This is a genomic window from Streptomyces sp. NBC_01481, from assembly GCF_026339995.1.
Classification (GTDB): domain Bacteria; phylum Actinomycetota; class Actinomycetes; order Streptomycetales; family Streptomycetaceae; genus Streptomyces.
This window is the reverse complement of the sequence record NZ_JAPEPT010000003.1, coordinates 382762-401181: the sequence shown is the minus strand read 5'-3', so window position 1 is coordinate 401181 and position 18420 is coordinate 382762. Positions and strand designations below refer to the sequence as shown.

The following is an 18420-nucleotide window of genomic DNA, read 5'->3' as shown; positions in this document are numbered from 1 at the left end:
GCACACACCCGTACCACCTGCAGTGAGGAGCAAGGCAGTGAGGAGCAACACCGTGGCGAACCCGAGCGGCCGAGGCCCCGGCGCCGCATCCCCCGGCCGTCGCTCGATGGCCGCTGCCGCCCGCGCGGCGGCCCGGCGTACGGAACGGGTCGCGACCCGCAGTCCCGAGGAGACGTGTCCGCAGGCCGGGGAGGATGCGCCTGCGCAGGCACCGGATGACCTGCCTCTGGAGGCACCGGACGACGCGAGCCAGGGACGGAAGGCGGTCGAACAGCAGGCCGGGCCCGTCCTGGTCGCCGACGAACCGGTGGCCGCTGCCGCACGCGGCCGGCGGCGAGGCAGGTTCTGCGCCGTGCTGGCCGTGCTCGTGGCGGCGCTGCTGGCCGCGGTCGCCGTGCTCGGCTGGGAGTACGGGGACGGCCGGCGGACCGAGGGGGCGCGGGCGCAGGCACTCGCCGCGGCGCGGCAAGCGGCGCCCGCGGTGCTGTCGTACGACTACCGGCGGCTCGACAAGGACTTCGCCGCGGCGCGCGGCCATCTCACCGGTTCGTTCCGTGACGAGTACGGCAGGACGACGGCAAGGGTGGTGGCGCCGACCGCGGCGAAGTACCACGGGGTGGTCCGGGCGACGGTGGTGAAGCCGCCGGGCGGCGGCGCACCGGCCGCCTCGGTGGTGTCGGCCTCGCCGGACAGGGCCGTCGTGCTGCTCTTCGTCAACCAGGTGACCACGAGCACGCAGGTGACGGGGCCGCGCGTCGACCTGAATCGGGTGCGGATGACTCTGACCCGTACGTCCGCGGGCTGGAAGGTGAGTGCGGTGGACGCGCTCTAGCCCCTTTCGCCCGCGGAAAGCCGCCGAGCGCCTTCCGAGCCGGGGACAGGAGCCTGAACAGGCCCTCTGTCCCCTGGCTCGGGGGCGCTTTTTTGGTTGCCCGCTCTTGACAGCCCTCCCCCATCACAGGCAATCTTCCGTTAAGCAGAAACTGACTTCCGCAATACGGAAGGAGCGCAGCACCCCTCATGGGAAACACGAACCAGCGCTTCGATGTGAACCTCTCGATCCTCTTCACGGAACTCCCGCTCCTGGAGCGCCCCGCGGCAGCAGCCGCGGCGGGCTTCACGGCGGTCGAGCTGTGGTGGCCCTGGATCGAGACCCCCACCCCGCCCCAGGCCGACCTCGACGCCCTCAAGAAGGCGCTCGACGACGCGGGCACCCAGCTGGTGGGCCTGAACTTCTACGCCGGGCAGCTGCCGGGCCCCGACCGCGGCGCGCTCTCCGTGCCCGGTGAGGAGTCCGGCCGCTTCCGCGCCAACATCGACGTGGCCGCGGACTTCGCCGCCTCGGTGGGCTGCAAGGCGCTCAACGCGCTGTACGGCAACCGCGTCGAGGGCGTCGACCCGGCCGTCCAGGACGAACTCGCCCTGGAGAACCTGGTACTTGCAGCCCGCGCGGCCGACCGGATCGGTGCGATCCTGCTGGTCGAAACCCTCAACAAGCCGGAGTCCCCGCGCTACCCGCTGGTGAGCGCCCCGGCCGCGATCGAGGTCGTCGACAAGGTGAACGCGGCGACGGGACTCGGCAATGCCAGGTTCCTGCTCGACATCTACCACCTGTCGATGAACGGCGAGGACGTCAGCCAGGTCATCGCGGCCTATGCCGGCAAGACCGGCCACGTCCAGATCGCGGACAACCCGGGCCGAGGCGCGCCGGGCACCGGCTCGCTGCCGCTGGAGCAGCTTCTCGACGAGCTGACGAAGGCCGGTTACGACGGCTGGGTCGGGCTGGAGTACAAGGCCGGCGACCGCCCGAGCGCCGAGTCCTTCGGCTGGCTCCCGGCAGAGGCTCGCGCGGCCCGCTGAACTCCCCGACGTACCAAGGTTTTTAGGAAGGCACCCTCATGAGCACCCCCAAGATTGCATGGATCGGCCTCGGCATCATGGGCTCCCCCATGTCCGAGAACCTGCTGAAGGCGGGTTACCAGGTCACCGGCTTCACCCTGGAGCAGGACAAGCTGGACCGCCTCACCGCCGCCGGCGGCACCGCCGCGTCCTCGATTGCCGAGGCCGTCAAGGACGCCGACGTCATCATCACGATGGTGCCCGCCTCCCCGCAGGTCGAGGCCATCTCGTACGGCGAGAACGGCATCCTGGAGAACGCCAGGCAGGGCGCCCTCCTGATCGACATGTCCTCCATCACCCCCCAGACCTCGGTGGACCTCGCCAAGGCCGCGGCCGAGAAGGGCATCCGCGTACTGGACGCCCCGGTCTCCGGCGGCGAGGCGGGCGCGATCGAGGCCGTACTCTCGATCATGGTCGGCGGCGAGCAGGACGACTTCGACAGCGCACTGCCGATCCTTCAGGCGCTGGGCAAGACCATCGTCCTGTGCGGCCCGCACGGCTCCGGCCAGACGGTGAAGGCCGCCAACCAGCTGATCGTCGCGGTCAACATCCAGGCCTGCGCCGAGGCCGTCGTCTTCCTCGAGAAGTCCGGCGTGAACCTCCAGGCCGCCCTGGACGTCCTGAACGGCGGTCTGGCCGGCTCCACGGTCCTGACCCGCAAGAAGGGCAACTTCCTGAACCGGGACTTCAAGCCCGGCTTCCGGATCGACCTGCACCACAAGGACATGGGCATCGTCACCGACGCCGCGCGCAACGTCGGCGCCGCGCTGCCCGTCGGTTCGGTCGTCGCCCAGCTCGTCGCCTCCCTGCGTGCGCAGGGCGACGGCGGCCTCGACCACTCCGCCCTGCTGCGCGCCGTCGAGCGCCTCTCCGGGCAGCAGGTCTGAGTCCGGGCCCGCACCGGGCCCCTTGATTTCCGGGCGGCGTCGGCGCTGACACCTGTCCTGTCGCGCCCAGGCGCCGACGCCGTCCGGAACACCTCATTTCGCTTTCAACAAACTGTTGACGTGACGTTCGAGGCGAATCTACGCTCCTCGCACCGCCAGCAGCTCCAGCACGGAAGGTCAATCCCGCCACCATGACGCAGCGTGTGCTTACGACCGAGTCAGGCGCCCCGGTCGCCGACAACCAGAACTCCGCCACCGCAGGCGTCGGTGGCCCCATCCTCCTGCAGGACCAGCACCTGCTCGAGAAGCTCGCCCGCTTCAACCGCGAGCGCATACCGGAGCGCGTGGTGCACGCCCGCGGCAGCGGCGCGTACGGCTACTTCGAGGTGACCGACGACGTCACCGGCTTCACCAAGGCGGACTTTCTCTCCCAGGTCGGCAGGCGCACCGAGACCTTCATCCGCTTCTCGACGGTCGCCGACTCGCTGGGTGGCGCGGACGCGGTCCGCGACCCGCGCGGCTTCGCGCTGAAGTTCTACACCGAAGAGGGCAATTACGACCTCGTCGGCAACAACACCCCGGTGTTCTTCATCAAGGACCCCATCAAGTTCCCGGACTTCATCCACTCGCAGAAGCGCGACCCCTTCACGGGCAAGCAGGAGCCGGACAACGTCTGGGACTTCTGGGCGCACGCCCCCGAGGCGACGCACCAGGTGACCTGGCTGATGGGCGACCGCGGCATCCCCGCCTCGTACCGCCACATGAACGGCTACGGCTCGCACACCTACCAGTGGACGAACGAGGCCGGCGAGGCCTTCTTCGTGAAGTACCACTTCAAGACCAACCAGGGCATCCGCTGCCTCTCCTCGGAGCAGGGGGCCGAGCAGGCAGGCAAGGACGCCAACAGCCACCAGACGGACCTGCTCCAGGCCATCGAGCGCGGCGTGAACCCCTCGTGGACCCTCTACGTCCAGGTCATGCCGGCGGCCGAGGCGGCGGACTACCGCTTCAACCCCTTCGACCTCACCAAGGTGTGGCCGCACAGCGACTACCCGCTGCAGCGGGTGGGCCGACTGGTCCTCGACCGCAACCCCGACAACGTCTTCGCCGAGGTCGAGCAGGCCGCGTTCTCGCCGAACAACTTCGTGCCGGGCATCGGTCCTTCGCCGGACAAGATGCTCCAGGGCCGACTGTTCGCCTACGCGGACGCGCACCGCTACCGCCTGGGCGTCAACCACACCCAGCTGCCGGTGAACACGCCGAAGGCTGTTCCTGGGGGGTCTGCCGACAACTACGGCCGCGACGGCTTCATGGCCACGCGCCACGGCTCGCGCCACGACAAGAACTACGAGCCCAACTCGTACGCCGGTCCCGCGCAGACGGACTCCGCGCTGTCGGCCCCGCTGGCCGTCCACGGCTGGACGGGCACGCATGCAGCGGCGCTGCACAACAAGGACGACGACTTCTTCCAGGCGGGCGAGCTGTACCGCCTGATGTCCGAGGAGGAGAAGTCCCGTCTGGTGGCCAACATCGCGGGCGGCCTCTCGCAGGTCACCCGTGACGACGTCATAGAGAAGAACCTCGCCCACTTCCACGCCGCGGACGCCGACTACGGCAAGCGCGTCGAGGAGGCCGTCCGCGCCCTGCGCGAGGACTAGGAACGAACAAGCTGCGCCCGGCCCCTGACGGGAGGTCAGGACCGGGCGCCGCCTGTGCCGCGGAGACCCGGATGAGGGGTGGTCATGCGGTGCGGGCAGGCCGAGGACCGCGGCGGTAGTGCGATGCCAGTGCGGTGGTCAAGGCACCGGAGTCCGCTTCTTGACCTGAAGGAAGCGAACCCTCGGTCCCAATCGCCGCCGCCGCGGGCCTCTCCCTGAGGGAGTCGGCCACACAGTCTCCGCCCGGCGGCACGAATGTCCTGTCGCGCCAGCCTCGCGTCCTCGGGCGGTAACAACTGCACAGCCAGAGCGCCGAGTTGCGGACGGTCCCGCAGCTCGGCGCTCTCCTGTGTGCGGCTGTTCCATGAGGCCCCGTAAAGGTCGCTCAGGTGGCTCGACAGGGGCACTCGCAGGGCGGGCCACCGACGGCGCCCGCACCCTGCGCTGAGAACACAAAGCGGCCCCCGGCCCCGGAGTGATTCCGGGGCCGGGGGCCGTTCGTGGCTCGCGCGGGCGCTCAGACCTTGAGCGTCTTGATGGACGTGGGCGCGTGGCCCGGCTCCGTCGCCAGCTCCTCGAACTCGGTGACATCGCTGATGTCGGCCGTCTTGCTCATCGAGATGTTGGTGACGCGCTCCAGGATCGCCTCGACGACGACCGGCACCCGGAACTCGGCGGCCAGCTTCTTGGCCTCCTCGAACGCGGGCAGCAGCTGGTCCGGCTCGGTGACCCGGATGGCCTTGCAGCCCAGGCCCTCGACGACCTTGACGTGGTCGACGCCGTAGACACCCAGCTCGGGGGCGTTGATGTTCTCGAACTCCAGGTTGACCTGGAAGTTGATGTCCAGGCCGATCTGCGCCTGCCGGATCAGGCCCAGGTAGGCGTTGTTCACCAGGACATGGACGTACGGGATCCTGTGCTGCGCGCCGACCGCCAGCTCCTCGATCATGAACTGGAAGTCGTAGTCGCCGGACAGCGCGACGACCGGAGACTCCGGGTCCGCGGTGGCGACACCGAGCGCGGCCGGGATGGTCCAGCCGAGCGGGCCCGCCTGGCCACAGTTGATCCAGTGGCGCGGCTTGTAGACGTGCAGCATCTGCGCGCCGGCGATCTGGGACAGGCCGATGGTGGTGACGTAACGCGTCTCCGGGCCAAAAGCCTTGTTCATCTCCTCGTACACGCGCTGCGGCTTCATCGGCACGTTGTCGAAGTGCGTGCGGCGCAGCAGTGTCGCCTTGCGCTCCTGGGTGGAGGCGACCCAGTCGGAGCGGTCGGGCAGCTTGCCGGCTGCCTTGAGCTCCTTGGCCACCTCGACGAAGAGCTGCAGCGCGGCCCTGGCGTCGGATGCGATGCCGTAGTCGGGGGCGAAGATCTTGCCGATCTGGGTGGGCTCGATGTCGACGTGGACGAACTTCCGGCCCTTGGTATAGACGTCGAGCTTGTAGCCGGTGTGGCGGTTGGCCCAGCGGTTGCCGATGCCCAGGACGAAGTCGGACTCCAGGAAGGTCGCGTTGCCGTAGCGGTGCGAGGTCTGCAGACCGACCATGCCCGCGTTCAGCTCGTGGTCGTCGGGGATGGTGCCCCAGCCCATCAGGGTCGGGATGACCGGCGTACCGGTGAGCTCGGCGAACTCCACCAGCAGATCGGAGGCGTCGGCGTTGATGATGCCGCCGCCGGCGACGATCAGTGGGCGCTCGGACTCCAGCAGGAGCTCGATCGCCTTCTCGGCCTGGGCTCGGGTCGCTGCGGGCTTGTAGACCTGCAGCGGCTCGTACGTCTCGGGGTCGAACTCGATCTCGGTGAGCTGGACGTCGATGGGCAGGTCGATGAGGACCGGGCCCGGGCGGCCCGAGCGCATCAGGTGAAAGGCCTGCTGGAAGACGCCGGGGACCTGCGCGGCCTCCAGGACGGTCGTCGCGGCCTTGGTGACCGGCTTGGCGATCGAGGCGATGTCGACGGCCTGGAAGTCCTCTTTGTGGATCACGGAGGTCGGCGCCTGGCCGGTGATGCACAGGATCGGGATGGAGTCGCCGATGGCCGAGTACAGGCCGGTGATCATGTCGGTGCCCGCGGGGCCCGACGTGCCGATGCAGACCCCGATGTTGCCGGGGTTGGCGCGGGTGTAGCCCTCCGCCATGTGGGAGGCGCCTTCGACGTGGCGGGCGAGCGTGTGGTCGATGCCGCCGCCGGTCTGGAGGGCCTTGTAGAAGGGGTTGATCGCCGCGCCCGGCACACCGAACGCGTGCGTGACGCCTTCGCGCTTGAGGATCTCAACTGCCGCTCGGGCAGCGGTCATACGAGGCATGGGTGCTCCTGCTTCGGCCGGTCGGACTCGGGCTCTTTCGCGTCACTCCAGAGCCGCTATTCCGTAATGCGGAAGTGTAGTTCTGCTATACGGAAGCAATGTATGGCGCTTGCAGAACGGCGTCAAGGGATGACAGAAGTCCCGCCCGAAGGCATCCCGCTTGGTGGACGATGGACGGCAGTACGAAGGGAAGGGGGGAGCGCGATGGCCGATACGGTGCCGGTCCGCTGTCCGTCCTGCCGCCGCGACCACGTGTTCGCGTCGCCGGTCTACCCCTGCGCCTGCGGCGCCCCGCTCGCGCCGCCGCTGCTGCACGCCCCGCCGGAACGGATCACGCACCGCACCTGGACGGACGACTGGGTCACCGTGCGCTGCCTCGCCTGCGGCCGCCAGGACCACTGGCCGCAGCCCGAGCTCGGCTGCCCCTGCGGCACGGTGCTGCGCATCCCGGTCCGCCCGGTGAGCACCCCCGGCCCCGGCGCGCCGGACACGATGCCCTTCGCCGCGCGCCCATGGCACATCCCGCTGCCGCGCACGGCGACCGTGCCGCGCCCCTCGTTCCGGCCGGTCACGATCCGTACCGCGCGGGACGCGGTGACCGCGGCGGCGCTCTATCTGAAGTGGCTCGGGTTCCAGGACGTCGTCCAGCCGGAGGTACGCCCCTTGTCCGGAATCGACCTGCGCGGCCCCGGCCTGGTCGCCCAGGTCGACCCCTCCACCCGCCCGGCCACCCTGCGCGACGTCGAGTGCCTGTGGCTGAACGGGCTGAGCGTCTCCGCGGCCGGCGTCTTCTTCTCTCTGGCGGGCTACGCGGACGACGCGAGGTCACGCGCGGACGACCTCGGCGTCCCGCTGTTCGTCATGGACCTGACGGGGAGCCCGCAGCCGGTGAACGCGGCGGCGGACGAGCTGATCTCGACGGGGGCGTGAGCGGTACGGGGGCGCCTGCGGCGGGCTTTCACCCCACCCCGCCCCTTCCCGTAACCGGGGGCGCTGCCCCCGGACCCCCGCGCCTCAATCGCCGGCGGGGCTGAAATGTGCGGCTCGGCCGCACATTTCAGCCCGTCCGGCGATTGAGGACACGCCCGAAGGGCGTATGGGGTCTGGGGCTTGCCCCAGTTCGGGAAGGGGCGGGGTGGGGACAGGCCCGCCGCAGGCGGCACCGCACCCGCACCCACGCCCCGCCCCGCCTACTCCTCCCCCGCCGCCCCGAACCGCCGCCTCAGCTCCACCTTCCGCACCTTCCCGCTCACCGTCATCGGGAACTCGCCCAAGATCTCCAGCCGCCGCGGAATCTTGTAGTGCGCCAACTGCTCGCTGCAGTACGCCGCGATGTCCTCCAGCGTCGGCGGATCCCCCGCATCCCGCGGAATCACGCAGGCCAGGATCTCCTCCCCGTAGCGCTCGTCGGGGACCCCGACCACCTGGACGTCCGCGATCTTGGGGTGGGCGTAGAGGAACTCCTCGATCTCGCGCGGATAGACGTTCTCACCGCCGCGGATGATCATGTCCTTGATCCGGCCGACGATCTGGACGTACCCGTCCTCGCGCATCACCGCCAGATCGCCCGTGTGCATCCACCGGCCCGCGTCGATCGCCTCGGCGGTCTTCTCCGGCTCGTCCCAGTAGCCGAGCATCACGCTGTAGCCGCGGGTGCACAGCTCGCCCGCTTCGCCGCGCGGCAGTGTCACCCCGCCGACGGGGTCGACGACCTTGACCTCGACGTGCGGCAGGACCCTGCCGACCGTGCCGGTGCGGCGTTCCAGGTCGTCGTCCCGGCGGGTCTGGGTGGAGACCGGCGAGGTCTCCGTCATTCCGTAGCAGATCGAGACCTCGGCCATGTTCATCTCGGAGACGACTCGCTTCATGACCTCCACCGGGCAGGGCGAGCCCGCCATGATGCCGGTGCGCAGCGTGGACAGGTCGTACGAGGCGAAGTCGGCGAGGTTGAGCTCGGCGATGAACATCGTCGGTACGCCGTACAGCGAGGTGCAGCCTTCCTCGGCGACCGCGCGCAGGGTGGCCGCCGCGTCGAAGGACGGGGCCGGGATGACCATGCAGGCGCCGTGCGAGGTCGCCGCGAGGTTGCCCATCACCATGCCGAAGCAGTGGTAGAAGGGCACGGGGATGCAGATGCGGTCCTGCTCGGTGTAGGCGATCATCTCGCCCACGAAATAGCCGTTGTTGAGGATGTTGTGGTGCGAGAGCGTCGCACCCTTGGGGAAGCCGGTGGTACCGGAGGTGTACTGGATGTTGACCGGGTCGTCGCAGGACAACTCCCCCTCGCGGGCGGCCAGTTGCTCGTCCGTGACGGCAGGCGCCGCGTCCAGGAGTACGTCCCAGGAGCCGTGCTCGATGTAGTGGACGGACCGCAGGTCGGGACAGTTGGCCCGCACTTGGTCCACCAGCGCCCGGTAGTCGCTGGTCTTGTGCCGCTGCGAGGCGCACAGCACGGAGATCCCGGCCTGTTTCAGCACGTACTCGAGTTCGTGCGCCCGGTACGCCGGGTTGATGTTGACCATGATCGCGCCGATCCGGGCGGTCGCGTACTGCACGAGCACCCACTCCGCGCAGTTGACCGCCCAGATCCCGACCCGGTCCCCCTTGGCGACGCCGATCCCGAGGAAGCCTCGCGCCAACTGGTCCACCGCGGCGCCGAATTCGGCATACGTCCAGCGAGCGTCCATACCGAGATCGACCAGCGCCTCGCGGTCCGGCCACGCCGCGATCGACCGGTCGAGATTGCGGCCGATCGTGTCGCCGAGCAGCGCGGTCGTGCCGGTGCCGTGCGCGTAGGACAGGCTCATCGCAGATCTCCCTCGACGTACTCGGCGGTCGAGCCCTCGGCCGTGCGTTCGCGCAGCTCGATCCGGCGGATCTTGCCCGAGACGGTCTTGGGCAGCACGCCGAACTCCAGCCGCCGGATGCGCTTGTACGGCGCGAGAACCGCGCGCGAGTGCTCGAACAGCAGCTTCGCCGTGTCCGGTCCCGGCTCCCAGCCCTCCGCCAGCACGATGTACGCCTTCGGCACAGCGAGCCGTACGGGGTCGGGCGCGGGCACGACCGCCGCTTCGGCCACCGCCTCGTGCTCCAGGAGCGCGCTCTCCAGCTCGAACGGCGAGATCTTGTAGTCGGACGCCTTGAAGACGTCGTCGGAGCGGCCGATGTAGGTGATGTAGCCGTCGGCGTCGCGCGCGCCGATGTCGCCCGTGCGATAGAACCCGCCTGCCATCGCCTCGGCCGTACGCTCCGGGTCCCCGTGATAGCCGCTCATCAGGCCGACCGGATCACCGGACAGATCCAGCGAGATCTCGCCCTCCGCCGCGCCCGGCTCGCCCGTGACGGGGTCCAGCAGGACCACCTGGTAGCCGGGGCTCGGGCGGCCCATCGACCCGGCCTTGAGCAGCTGGCCGGGGCTGTTGGCGACCTGCACGGCTGTCTCCGTCTGCCCGAAGCCGTCCCGGATGGTCACGCCCCATTCGCGGCGCACGGTCTCAATGACTTCGGGGTTCAGCGGCTCCCCGGCGGCGACGACCTCGCGCGGCGGCGTACGCAACAGGCCGAGATCCTCCTGGATCAGCATCCGCCATACGGTCGGCGGGGCGCAGAAGCTGGTGACGCCCGCGCGGTCCATCTCCGCCATCAGGCGGGCCGCGTCGAAGCGTGTGTAGTTGTGGATGAAGACGGTCGCCTCGGCGTTCCAGGGCGCGAAGAGATTGGACCAGGCGTGCTTGGCCCAGCCGGGCGAGGAGATGTTCAGATGCACGTCACCCGGCTTCAGCCCGATCCAGTACATCGTCGCCAAGTGGCCCACCGGGTACGACACATGAGTGTGCTCCACCAGTTTGGGGCGGGCGGTCGTGCCGGAGGTGAAGTAGAGCATCAGCGGGTCGTCCGCCCGCGTCACGCCGTCCGGCTCGAAGTGGCCCGGCGCGGAGAACGCCTCCTCGAAATCGAGCCAGCCCGGCACATCGGCCGCACCCCGGTCCGCCACCGCGATCCGGGTGTACTCCCCCGGCACCTCCGCGAACTTGGCGGTGTCCGCCACGCGCGCGATGACATGCCGGACGCGTCCCCTGTCGACCCGGTCCCGCAGGTCCACCGGGCCGAGCAGCGGTGTCGCGGGGATGACGACCGCCCGCAACTTCATTGCGGCGAGGGCGATCATCCACAGTTCCTGCTGGTTGCCGAGCATGACGAGGATCCGGTCCCCGGCCCGCACGCCGCGGTCCCGCAGCCAGTTGGCGACCTGGTCCGAGCGCACGGACATCTCGCCGAACGAGACGGTGATCTCGCGGCCGTCCTCCTCGACGATGTGCAGCGCGGTCCTGGCGTTGCCGTCGGCGATCTCGTCGAACCAGTCCAGTGCCCAGTTGAAGCGCTCGGGCCGGGGCCAGGAGAAACCCTCGTACGCAGCCGCGTAGTCGTCTCTGTGCCGCAGCAGGAAGTCCCGGGCCGCCCTGAAACTCTCCGTCGCGCTGCCTGACGTCATTCGTCCTCCTCATTGCGGGACCGGCCACTGACATCGTGTAATCAGTGACCCAGGTCTCACTACCCCCGAACGGGGGTGACACAGCCCCCCTACGGGGGTGACCCGGCACCCAGGAGGAGAGCAAGTGTCCGAGCCGGCCGATGCGGTGGAGATGCGAGCGGCGCTGGCGCGGCTGCGCCGCGCGACCGGGCTGCCGGTCGCCTTCGGCGGGCTGCTGCACGACGCACGGCAGCTGCGGATCGCCGAGCTGAGCGGCACGGCGACCGGCGCGCTGCGCGGTCTCGCGATCAGCGCGGGCAACGGCCTCGGCGGCAAGTCGATCGCACTCTCGCGGCCGTGCGCGGTGACGGACTATCCCTCGGCGCGGCACATCAGCCACGAGTACGACGCGGCGGTCGCGGCGGAGGGGCTGCGTTCGGTGCTCGCGGTGCCCGTCGTCGTACGGCGCAAGGTGCGCGGCGTGCTGTACGGGGCGCTGCGGGAACCGAGGACGCTCGGCGAGCGGACCTTCGACGCGGCGGTGGCCGCGGCGCGCGATGTGGAGCAGGCGCTGGTCGTACGGGACGAGGTGCAGCGGCTGCTGGTCGCGGCGCGGGAGCCGGTGGCGGGGCCCGGGGCGTGGGAGGAGGTGCGCGAGGTGCACGGCGAGCTGCGCGCGCTGGCACCGCGGATCGTCGACGAGGGGCTGCGGCGGGAGCTGCTGGCGGTCTGCGGCCGTCTGGCCACCGCGTCGGGCGGCCCGCCGCGGCCGCACATGGTCGGGCTGGCGCCGCGGGAGCTGGACGTGCTGGCCTGCGTGGCCGCGGGCTCCACGAACGCGGCGGCGGGCGAGCGGCTGGGGCTGAAGCCGGAGACGGTGAAGGGGTATCTGCGGGCGGCGATGCGGAAGCTGGGGGCGCACACGAGGCTGGAGGCGGTGGTGGCGGCGCGGCGGGCGGGCCTGCTGCCCTAGGCCGTGTCTGACAAATCTCGCCTGGCGCGCGACGCCCGGCACGCACACTCGCTGCGTTGTCGGAGTCATCCAAGTACGTCCAGTACGAGGATGATCCTCCGCCTTGCGATTGCACGCACCGGACGCCGCGCACCCCGCCCTGCGGGCGGACGGCGCTATTTGTCAGACACGGCCTAGGCGCCGGCGGCGGGCCTCACCCCACGCCCTTCAGGCCACCCGCGGAAATCCAGCCCGTCCGGCGATTGAGGACATGCGGCCGAAGCTCGCATACGGGGTCCGGGGCGAAGCCCGGTCTCCACAGCCACTGGCAGCGCCGCCCGGCACTGAGGTTGAATGTGCAAATGGTGTCCACAGACCGCTTCCTCGCATTCGCCGCGATGTCGCTGCTGGTGATCGTGATCCCGGGGCCGAGCGTGCTCTTCGTGATCGGCCGGGCTCTGGCCCACGGCCGCCGCACGGCGGTGGCCACGGCGCTGGGCAATGTCTTCGGCTCGTACGTCCTGGTGGTGGCCGTCGCGCTGGGCATCGGCGCGCTCGTGGAGCGCTCCGCGGCGGTGCTCATGGCGGTGAAGCTGGCGGGCGCCGCCTATCTGGTCTTCCTCGGGGTGCAGGCGTTCCGGCACCGCAAGGACATGAAGGTCTCGGACATGCAGGCCCCGTCCGGACCGGCGCGCGGCGATCTCCGTACGGTCGTGGACGGCATCCTGGTGGGCGTCACCAACCCCAAGGGCATCGTCTTCTTCGCCGCCGTCCTTCCGCAGTTCGTGGACCACACGGCGGGAAACCTGCCCGCGCAGATGCTGCTACTCGGCCTGGTCCCGATCTCGATCGGCCTGGTCACGGACACCCTGTGGGGTCTGGGCGCGGCGGCGGCGCGCAGTTGGTTCGCCCGCTCGGAGCGCCGCCTGTCGATGGTGGGCGGCGCGGGCGGGTTCGCGATGATCGGCCTGGGCGTGACGGTGGCGGCGACGGGCCGCGCGGACTGAGGCGTACGGACGGCCGCTACTCGCTCACTCGCTGAAAACCCCGAACTCGATGTCGTGCGCGGTGGCCGGTGACAGGGTCGTGAGCATCCGCTCCGCCTCCTCGGCCACCGCCTCGCGCTGCCCGCGGGTCAGCTTGCCGAAGGCCTGCACGATCACATGCGCGCTGTCCTTGGTATCGGTCAGCCGCCAGATCCCGGCGAGGTAGCCGTCGACGAGGAAGGTGCAGTGGGCCTGGTTGCCCTTCCAGGTCCGCTGCCGGTACGCCTCGGGCACGACCCGGGTGCGGTCGGCGTGCGAGAGCAGCAGATTGTCGAACTCCGGCAGCAGCCGGGGCGGCGCGGGGGTGTCGGCGTCCGGCCGGGGTGCGTCCGGGAGGTCGAAGAGCTCGACGCCGTTCTCGTCCTGGAAGACGGCCAGCTGCGGCCGCAGCCGCTCGAAGGCCTCACGCAGCCGGGTCAGTCCGGACCAGGTCTGCATGTCCCTGACCGATGCGGGCCCGAAGGCCGCCAGGTAGCGCAGGACTGTGGCGTCGGGCGCGGGCGCGGGCTCCGACGTCCGCCCGAACCAGTGCTCGGCGGTCGTGAGCGCGACCTGGCCGCTCCTGCCCCACAGGCCGCGCGGGGTGACCTGCACCAGCGGCAGCACACAGCGCGCGGCGACGGAGAGGGCAAACGGATCGGCGTCCGGCCAGTGCGTCAGCAACGCCTCGCGCAGCTCCTTCATGGTCCGGGGCTGCTCCTCGACCAGCTCCCGGCTGATGGCTCCGAGCCGGACCAGATCGACCCCGGCCAGGCCCGCACGGAACTGCTTGAGCTCCCGGTCGCGGGCCGCCTGGACCAGCGGCCGCAGGGTGAGGCAGTCCCCGCCGGTGTGCGTATGGATGGTGGAACGCATCGTGACCAGGCGCGCGACCTCGCGAGAAGCCATCAGCCCGGAGAGCTCCTGGGGGTCGAAGCCCTCCAGTCGTGCGGCGAGCGCGTAGTACGGAGGCTTCACGTTCTGCGCCTGGAGGCCTACGAGATGCCCGACGGCGCCCTTGACGGACATCGCGGACCGGGGAGCACGGCGCAGCAGGAGCTGGCGCTCCAGTGTGGCGCGGTTGAGGGCGCGGTTGCCGAGCACGGGGTAGGTCGTCTTCGAAGCCATGCGCCCCACGCTACTCAGGCTTGCGGACACCTTCTGTCCTCAAGGAACCCCGAAGGGATCCCGAGGGAATCCCGCTGGTCGCCCCCGTCATGCCGGGGCAATTCGACCCGGATATCCTGCTCCGTGGCCGTACGGGCGCGGACGACACCCGCGCAGTTTCCGAGGTGGGAGGTGAGAGACACGATGCCGCTGTCCCCGAAGAGGCACCAATGGCGCCGCCGGTCGCTCCTCCCCGCGAGCCCGCCGCCCGCCAATCCCCTGCCCGCGGAGCCGGTCGCTCCCGCCCCCGTACAGAAGGATCAGGGCAGCGTCGTCCAGGCCGCGCTCTACCGCGACGGCCGCCGCGTCGCGACGCCCGACTCCCTCGCCCAGACCTTCCGCCAGCTGCGCGAGTACCCCGACGGCATGGCGTGGATCGGGCTGCACCGCCCCACCGAGGCCGAAGTCCTCTCGCTCGCCGAGGAGTTCGACCTTCATGAACTGGCCGTGGAGGACGCGCTGGAGGCTCACCAGCGCCCGAAGCTCGAACGGTACGGCGAGACCCTCTTCGTGGTGCTGCGCGCTGCCCGCTATCTCGACGCCCAGGAAGAGGTCGAGTTCGGCGAGCTGCATGTCTTCGTCGGCAGGGACTTCCTGATCACGGTCCGCCACGGCGCGGCCCCCGACCTGTCCGCGGTCCGCCACCGCATGGAGAAGACCCCGGAACTGCTGGCGCTTGGCCCGGAGGCGGTGCTGTACGCGATCCTGGACGCGGTGGTCGACGGCTACGCCCCGGTCGTGGCGGGCGTGCAGAACGACATCGACGAGATCGAGACCGAGGTCTTCGGCGGCGACCCGGCGGTGTCGCGGCGCATCTACGAACTCTCCCGCGAAATGGTCGAGTTCCAGCGCGCCACCCGCCCCCTCGTCGGCATGCTGCACGCGCTGATGGCGGGCTTCGCGAAATACGGCACGGACGAGGAGCTCCAGCGCTATCTCCGCGACGTCGCCGACCACGTGACCCACACGAGCGAGCGCGTGGACGGCTTCCGCCAGGCGCTGGCGGACATCCTCACCGTGAACGCGACGCTGGTGACGCAGCAGCAGAACGAGGAGATGCGGGCGATGGCGGAGGCGGGCATCGAGCAGAACGAAGAGATCAAGAAGATCTCCTCGTGGGCCGCCATCCTCTTTGCTCCCACGCTCGTGGGAACGATCTACGGCATGAACTTCGAGTCGATGCCGGAGCTCAAGTGGGCAGCGGGGTATCCGTTCGCGATCCTGCTCATGGCGGTGGTGTGCGTAAGCCTGTACTTCATCTTCAAGCGCCGGGACTGGCTGTAGTCCATCACCGCAACCCTCCTCAGCGGAGCTGGATTTGCGATCGCGCACACGCGACCACGGCACTCTGCAACCCTGGGGAGAATCTGGGGAGACTCAGCGCTCGTGATCTCTTCTATCTTCCGATGGCAACGGCTGGACCCTCAAGTACAACCCCCGGAGCCCTTGCGGCTCGCCGAGGGCCTAGTCACTCTCGGTAGTAGTCAACCTCCACATCACCGCCGCCTTCAGCTCAGCCCCTTCCGGCTATTGCCGTGACCGGTCCGCTGTACTGCCCGTGAGACGTCGGAGCCGCATCCCGGTGCCCGGCGCGTACGGAGGGTTCCCGTACGTGCGCATGCCATGCGCCCTTCCCGGGTGGGGCCGGGAAGACCACGTACGCATGTGCCCTCACAAGGGCCGGGAGGCCAGGGTGCGGCGTCAGCCATCACGCAGCCCCCGACCCTGACTCGGGCGGACGGTGTCGGGCACCCCCGAACGGGCGGGCGGTCACCCGGGCGGCACGGCAACAGGCCGTCCTGGCCTTCGACATCGCCCGCCGGGCGCGGCCCAAGTACTCCTCGCCGCCGGCGGGGTGGTGACATGCTGTGCCGTTTGGTGGCACGCTCGAATGCCGACTTGCAGCGCGTGATCGACCGGATGGTGGGATTCGATGGAGCATCGTACGGGCCTCGACGGCGATCATGATGGTGAATCCGGTGCCGCTCCGGATCACTCCACTGGTGCGCCAGGCGTCGCGGCAGGCGCCGTATGGACCGCTGACCGCTGGAGGACCGGCCTTGGGGGAGGGACCGAGAAGTGAGCTTCTGGGAGTACCTGGGCACCCGCTACCAGCAGCTGCTCGTAGACGCCTGTCAGCACGCCAGCGCCGTCTTCCAGTGCATGGTCGTCGCCACGTTGCTCGGGGTCTTGATCGGCGTCCTCACCTACCGCACCGAGTGGGCGGGAAACCTCGCGATCACCACGACCGCAAGCATCCTCACCGTCCCCTCCCTGGCTCTCCTCGGCCTGCTCGTCCCGGTCGTCGGCCTCGGCGTCGCGCCGACCGTCATCGCGCTGACGCTGTACGGACTGCTGCCCGTGGTCCGTAACGCGGTCGTCGGGTTGCGCGGAGTCGACCCGGCCCTCGTCGAGGTCGCCAAGGGCATGGGGATGTCACGGTTCGCCCAGCTGCTCAGGGTCGAACTGCCCCTCGCCTGGCCGCCGATCCTCACCGGTGTCCGGGTGTCGACCCAGATGCTGATGGGTATCGCGGCGATCGCGGCCTTCGCCTCGGGGCCCGGGCTCGGCAACCAGATCTTCCGCGGGATCTCCAGCCTGGGCAGTGCGAACGCGCTCAACGAAGTACTGTCGGGGACGCTCGGAATCGTCGTCCTGGCCCTGCTGTTCGACGCCGGGTACGTGCTGATCGGACGGCTCACCATCTCACGGGGGATCCGTGGCTGACTCTGCCGAAATCGTCGAACCGACCTCCCCGACGTCCGGCGCCGCAGGCCCCGGCGGATCCGCCCGATCCGCCGGGCCCGACCGGCCGGCCGCCGTCGGCGCGAGTATCCGGCTGGACAACCTCACCAAGCGTTATCCGGACAGCCAGGCCCCGGCCGTGGAGGACGTGACCCTGGACGTCGCGGCCGGCGAAACCGTGATCCTCGTGGGGCCCTCGGGCTGCGGCAAGAGCACCACCCTCAAGATGATCAACCGGCTGATCGAGCCGACCTCGGGGCGGATCACCATCGGCGGCGAGGACGTCACCGGCATCAACCCCGTGGCGCTCCGCCGTACCATCGGCTACGCCATCCAGGCCACGGGCCTCTTCCCGCACATGACCGTCGCCGAGAACATCGCGCTCGTACCGAAGATGGCCGGCTGGCCCCGCGCGAAGGTGCGGGACCGGGTCGAGGAGATGCTCGAACTCGTCGGGCTGGATCCCGGGGAGTTCCGCGGCCGCTATCCGCGCCGGCTCTCCGGCGGCCAGCAGCAGCGGGTCGGGGTGGCGCGGGCGCTGGCGGCCGACCCGCCCGTGCTGCTGATGGACGAGCCGTTCGGGGCCGTCGACCCCATCACCCGCGAGCGCCTGCAGGACCAACTCATCAGGTTGCAGCGCGAGTTACGCAAGACGATCGTCTTCGTCACGCACGACTTCGACGAGGCCATCAAGGTCGGCGACCGGATCGCGGTGCTGCGCGACCGGTCGCAGATCGCCCAGTTCGACACTCCGGAAGCGATCCTGGCCAGTCCGGCGGACGACTTCGTCGCCGGTTTCGTGGGCGCGGGAGCCGGGGTGAAGCGGCTGCACCTCAAGCGCGTACGGGAGGTGAAGCTCGCCGACGTCCCGACCGCCACCGTCGACGACCCGCTCGAGACCGCCCTGCACCTGCTGGACGCGGGCTCCGCCTCCGCCGACCACCTGCTGCTACTGGACCGGGAGCGGCGCCCACACTCCTGGCTGCGACGCGAGGACCTGACGCGCGCCCGGAGTGCGCAACCCGCCGGAGAGCCGCTGCCGTTGTCGGCGGGCACCCCCGTACGGAGCCGGATCGGGGTGGACATGACGCTGCGGGACGCGCTGGAGGCGCTGCTGGCCGACGGTGCGGGCCGCGTCGCGGTCACGGGACAGGACGGCGCGTACGCCGGCGTGGTGGACATGTCGACACTACTGAACGCGATGCACGGGGCGCCGGGCGAGCGGGGAGCCGAGGAGGCTCGGCCGACCGGCCGGGGTGAGCCCGCGTGAGCCGGAGCGAGGTCGATGTCGGGGCCGGTGGTGGAGCCGCT

Annotated in this window: 14 protein-coding genes and 1 pseudogene; 11 read left to right on the top strand and 4 right to left on the bottom strand. The window is 70.2% G+C overall.

Annotated elements, in window-relative coordinates; all coding sequences use genetic code 11:
• Positions 1-52 precede the first annotated feature (52 nt).
• The 4 genes from OOK40_RS18295 (at position 53) to OOK40_RS18280 (ending at position 4444) form a co-directional block, all read left to right on the top strand.
• Positions 53-832: a hypothetical protein gene (locus OOK40_RS18295; protein ID WP_266484403.1), complete on the top strand. Its 780-nt coding sequence runs from the start codon at positions 53-55 to the stop codon at positions 830-832.
• Between the two features lie 188 nt (positions 833-1020).
• On the top strand, positions 1021-1860 hold the full coding sequence (locus tag OOK40_RS18290; RefSeq protein WP_266482663.1) for a TIM barrel protein: 840 nt from the start codon (positions 1021-1023) through the stop codon (positions 1858-1860).
• 38 nt (positions 1861-1898) lie between these two features.
• Positions 1899-2786: a 2-hydroxy-3-oxopropionate reductase gene (locus OOK40_RS18285; RefSeq protein WP_266482660.1), complete on the top strand. Its 888-nt coding sequence runs from the start codon at positions 1899-1901 to the stop codon at positions 2784-2786.
• Positions 2787-2977: 191 nt separating this feature from the next.
• Positions 2978-4444 (top strand): catalase, encoded by a 1467-nt coding sequence (locus OOK40_RS18280; RefSeq protein WP_266482657.1) that lies wholly within the window; start codon positions 2978-2980, stop codon positions 4442-4444.
• 517 nt (positions 4445-4961) lie between these two features.
• On the opposite strand, the gene gcl is transcribed toward OOK40_RS18280, so the two are convergent.
• Entirely contained in the window at positions 4962-6749 is a 1788-nt protein-coding gene (gcl, locus tag OOK40_RS18275; RefSeq protein WP_266482655.1) for a glyoxylate carboligase, read from the bottom strand.
• A 204-nt stretch (positions 6750-6953) separates the two neighbouring features.
• Here gcl and OOK40_RS18270 point away from each other — a divergent pair, with 204 nt between their 5' ends.
• Positions 6954-7679: a hypothetical protein gene (locus tag OOK40_RS18270; RefSeq protein ID WP_266482647.1), complete on the top strand. Its 726-nt coding sequence runs from the start codon at positions 6954-6956 to the stop codon at positions 7677-7679.
• 260 nt (positions 7680-7939) lie between these two features.
• On the opposite strand, the gene OOK40_RS18265 is transcribed toward OOK40_RS18270, so the two are convergent.
• Together OOK40_RS18265 and OOK40_RS18260 are read right to left on the bottom strand one after the other, a co-directional pair.
• Complete coding sequence (locus OOK40_RS18265) at positions 7940-9556, bottom strand: AMP-binding protein (protein ID WP_266482644.1); 1617 nt, start codon at positions 9554-9556, stop codon at positions 7940-7942.
• Positions 9553-11241 carry an AMP-binding protein gene (locus tag OOK40_RS18260; protein WP_266482637.1) on the bottom strand — a complete coding sequence of 563 codons (1689 nt, stop codon included), beginning with the start codon at positions 11239-11241 and terminating at the stop codon, positions 9553-9555. The genes OOK40_RS18265 and OOK40_RS18260 overlap by 4 nt, the downstream gene beginning before the upstream one ends.
• 124 nt (positions 11242-11365) lie before the next feature.
• Here OOK40_RS18260 and OOK40_RS18255 point away from each other — a divergent pair, with 124 nt between their 5' ends.
• Together OOK40_RS18255 and OOK40_RS18250 are read left to right on the top strand one after the other, a co-directional pair.
• The gene (locus OOK40_RS18255; RefSeq protein WP_266482633.1) at positions 11366-12193 is read left to right on the top strand and encodes a helix-turn-helix transcriptional regulator; all 828 of its coding nucleotides are present in this window, start codon (positions 11366-11368) and stop codon (positions 12191-12193) included.
• 341 nt (positions 12194-12534) lie between these two features.
• Positions 12535-13179: a LysE family translocator gene (locus OOK40_RS18250; RefSeq protein WP_266482630.1), complete on the top strand. Its 645-nt coding sequence runs from the start codon at positions 12535-12537 to the stop codon at positions 13177-13179.
• 24 nt (positions 13180-13203) lie between these two features.
• Here the strand turns inward: OOK40_RS18250 and OOK40_RS18245 are convergent, their stop codons facing one another.
• On the bottom strand, positions 13204-14325 hold the full coding sequence (locus OOK40_RS18245; RefSeq protein WP_266482627.1) for a winged helix DNA-binding domain-containing protein: 1122 nt from the start codon (positions 14323-14325) through the stop codon (positions 13204-13206).
• Positions 14326-14508: 183 nt separating this feature from the next.
• On the opposite strand from OOK40_RS18245, the gene OOK40_RS18240 reads away from it, so the two are divergent.
• From OOK40_RS18240 to OOK40_RS18225, 4 genes and pseudogenes are all read left to right on the top strand, one after another.
• Positions 14509-15648 (top strand): magnesium and cobalt transport protein CorA, encoded by a 1140-nt coding sequence (locus OOK40_RS18240; protein ID WP_266482625.1) that lies wholly within the window; start codon positions 14509-14511, stop codon positions 15646-15648.
• Positions 15649-16221: 573 nt separating this feature from the next.
• A pseudogene (locus tag OOK40_RS18235) lies at positions 16222-16382 on the top strand (Lrp/AsnC family transcriptional regulator); the annotation flags it as partial.
• A gap of 61 nt (positions 16383-16443) precedes the next feature.
• The gene (locus OOK40_RS18230; RefSeq protein WP_266482623.1) at positions 16444-17091 is read left to right on the top strand and encodes an ABC transporter permease; all 648 of its coding nucleotides are present in this window, start codon (positions 16444-16446) and stop codon (positions 17089-17091) included.
• A gap of 106 nt (positions 17092-17197) precedes the next feature.
• On the top strand, positions 17198-18379 hold the full coding sequence (locus OOK40_RS18225) for an ABC transporter ATP-binding protein (RefSeq protein WP_266484400.1): 1182 nt from the start codon (positions 17198-17200) through the stop codon (positions 18377-18379).
• Positions 18380-18420 lie beyond the last annotated feature (41 nt).

Bases quoted from the DNA above. Each gene is read 5' to 3' on its own strand.
- OOK40_RS18290 (WP_266482663.1), top strand. From the start codon at position 1,021: ATGGGAAACACGAACCAGCGCTTCGATGTGAACCTCTCGATCCTCTTC.
- OOK40_RS18285 (WP_266482660.1), top strand. From the start codon at position 1,899: ATGAGCACCCCCAAGATTGCATGGATCGGCCTCGGCATCATGGGCTCC.
- OOK40_RS18280 (WP_266482657.1), top strand. From the start codon at position 2,978: ATGACGCAGCGTGTGCTTACGACCGAGTCAGGCGCCCCGGTCGCCGAC.
- gcl (WP_266482655.1), bottom strand. From the start codon at position 6,749: ATGCCTCGTATGACCGCTGCCCGAGCGGCAGTTGAGATCCTCAAGCGC.
- OOK40_RS18270 (WP_266482647.1), top strand. From the start codon at position 6,954: ATGGCCGATACGGTGCCGGTCCGCTGTCCGTCCTGCCGCCGCGACCAC.
- OOK40_RS18265 (WP_266482644.1), bottom strand. From the start codon at position 9,556: ATGAGCCTGTCCTACGCGCACGGCACCGGCACGACCGCGCTGCTCGGC.
- OOK40_RS18260 (WP_266482637.1), bottom strand. From the start codon at position 11,241: ATGACGTCAGGCAGCGCGACGGAGAGTTTCAGGGCGGCCCGGGACTTC.
- OOK40_RS18250 (WP_266482630.1), top strand. From the start codon at position 12,535: ATGGTGTCCACAGACCGCTTCCTCGCATTCGCCGCGATGTCGCTGCTG.
- OOK40_RS18245 (WP_266482627.1), bottom strand. From the start codon at position 14,325: ATGGCTTCGAAGACGACCTACCCCGTGCTCGGCAACCGCGCCCTCAAC.
- OOK40_RS18240 (WP_266482625.1), top strand. From the start codon at position 14,509: ATGCCGCTGTCCCCGAAGAGGCACCAATGGCGCCGCCGGTCGCTCCTC.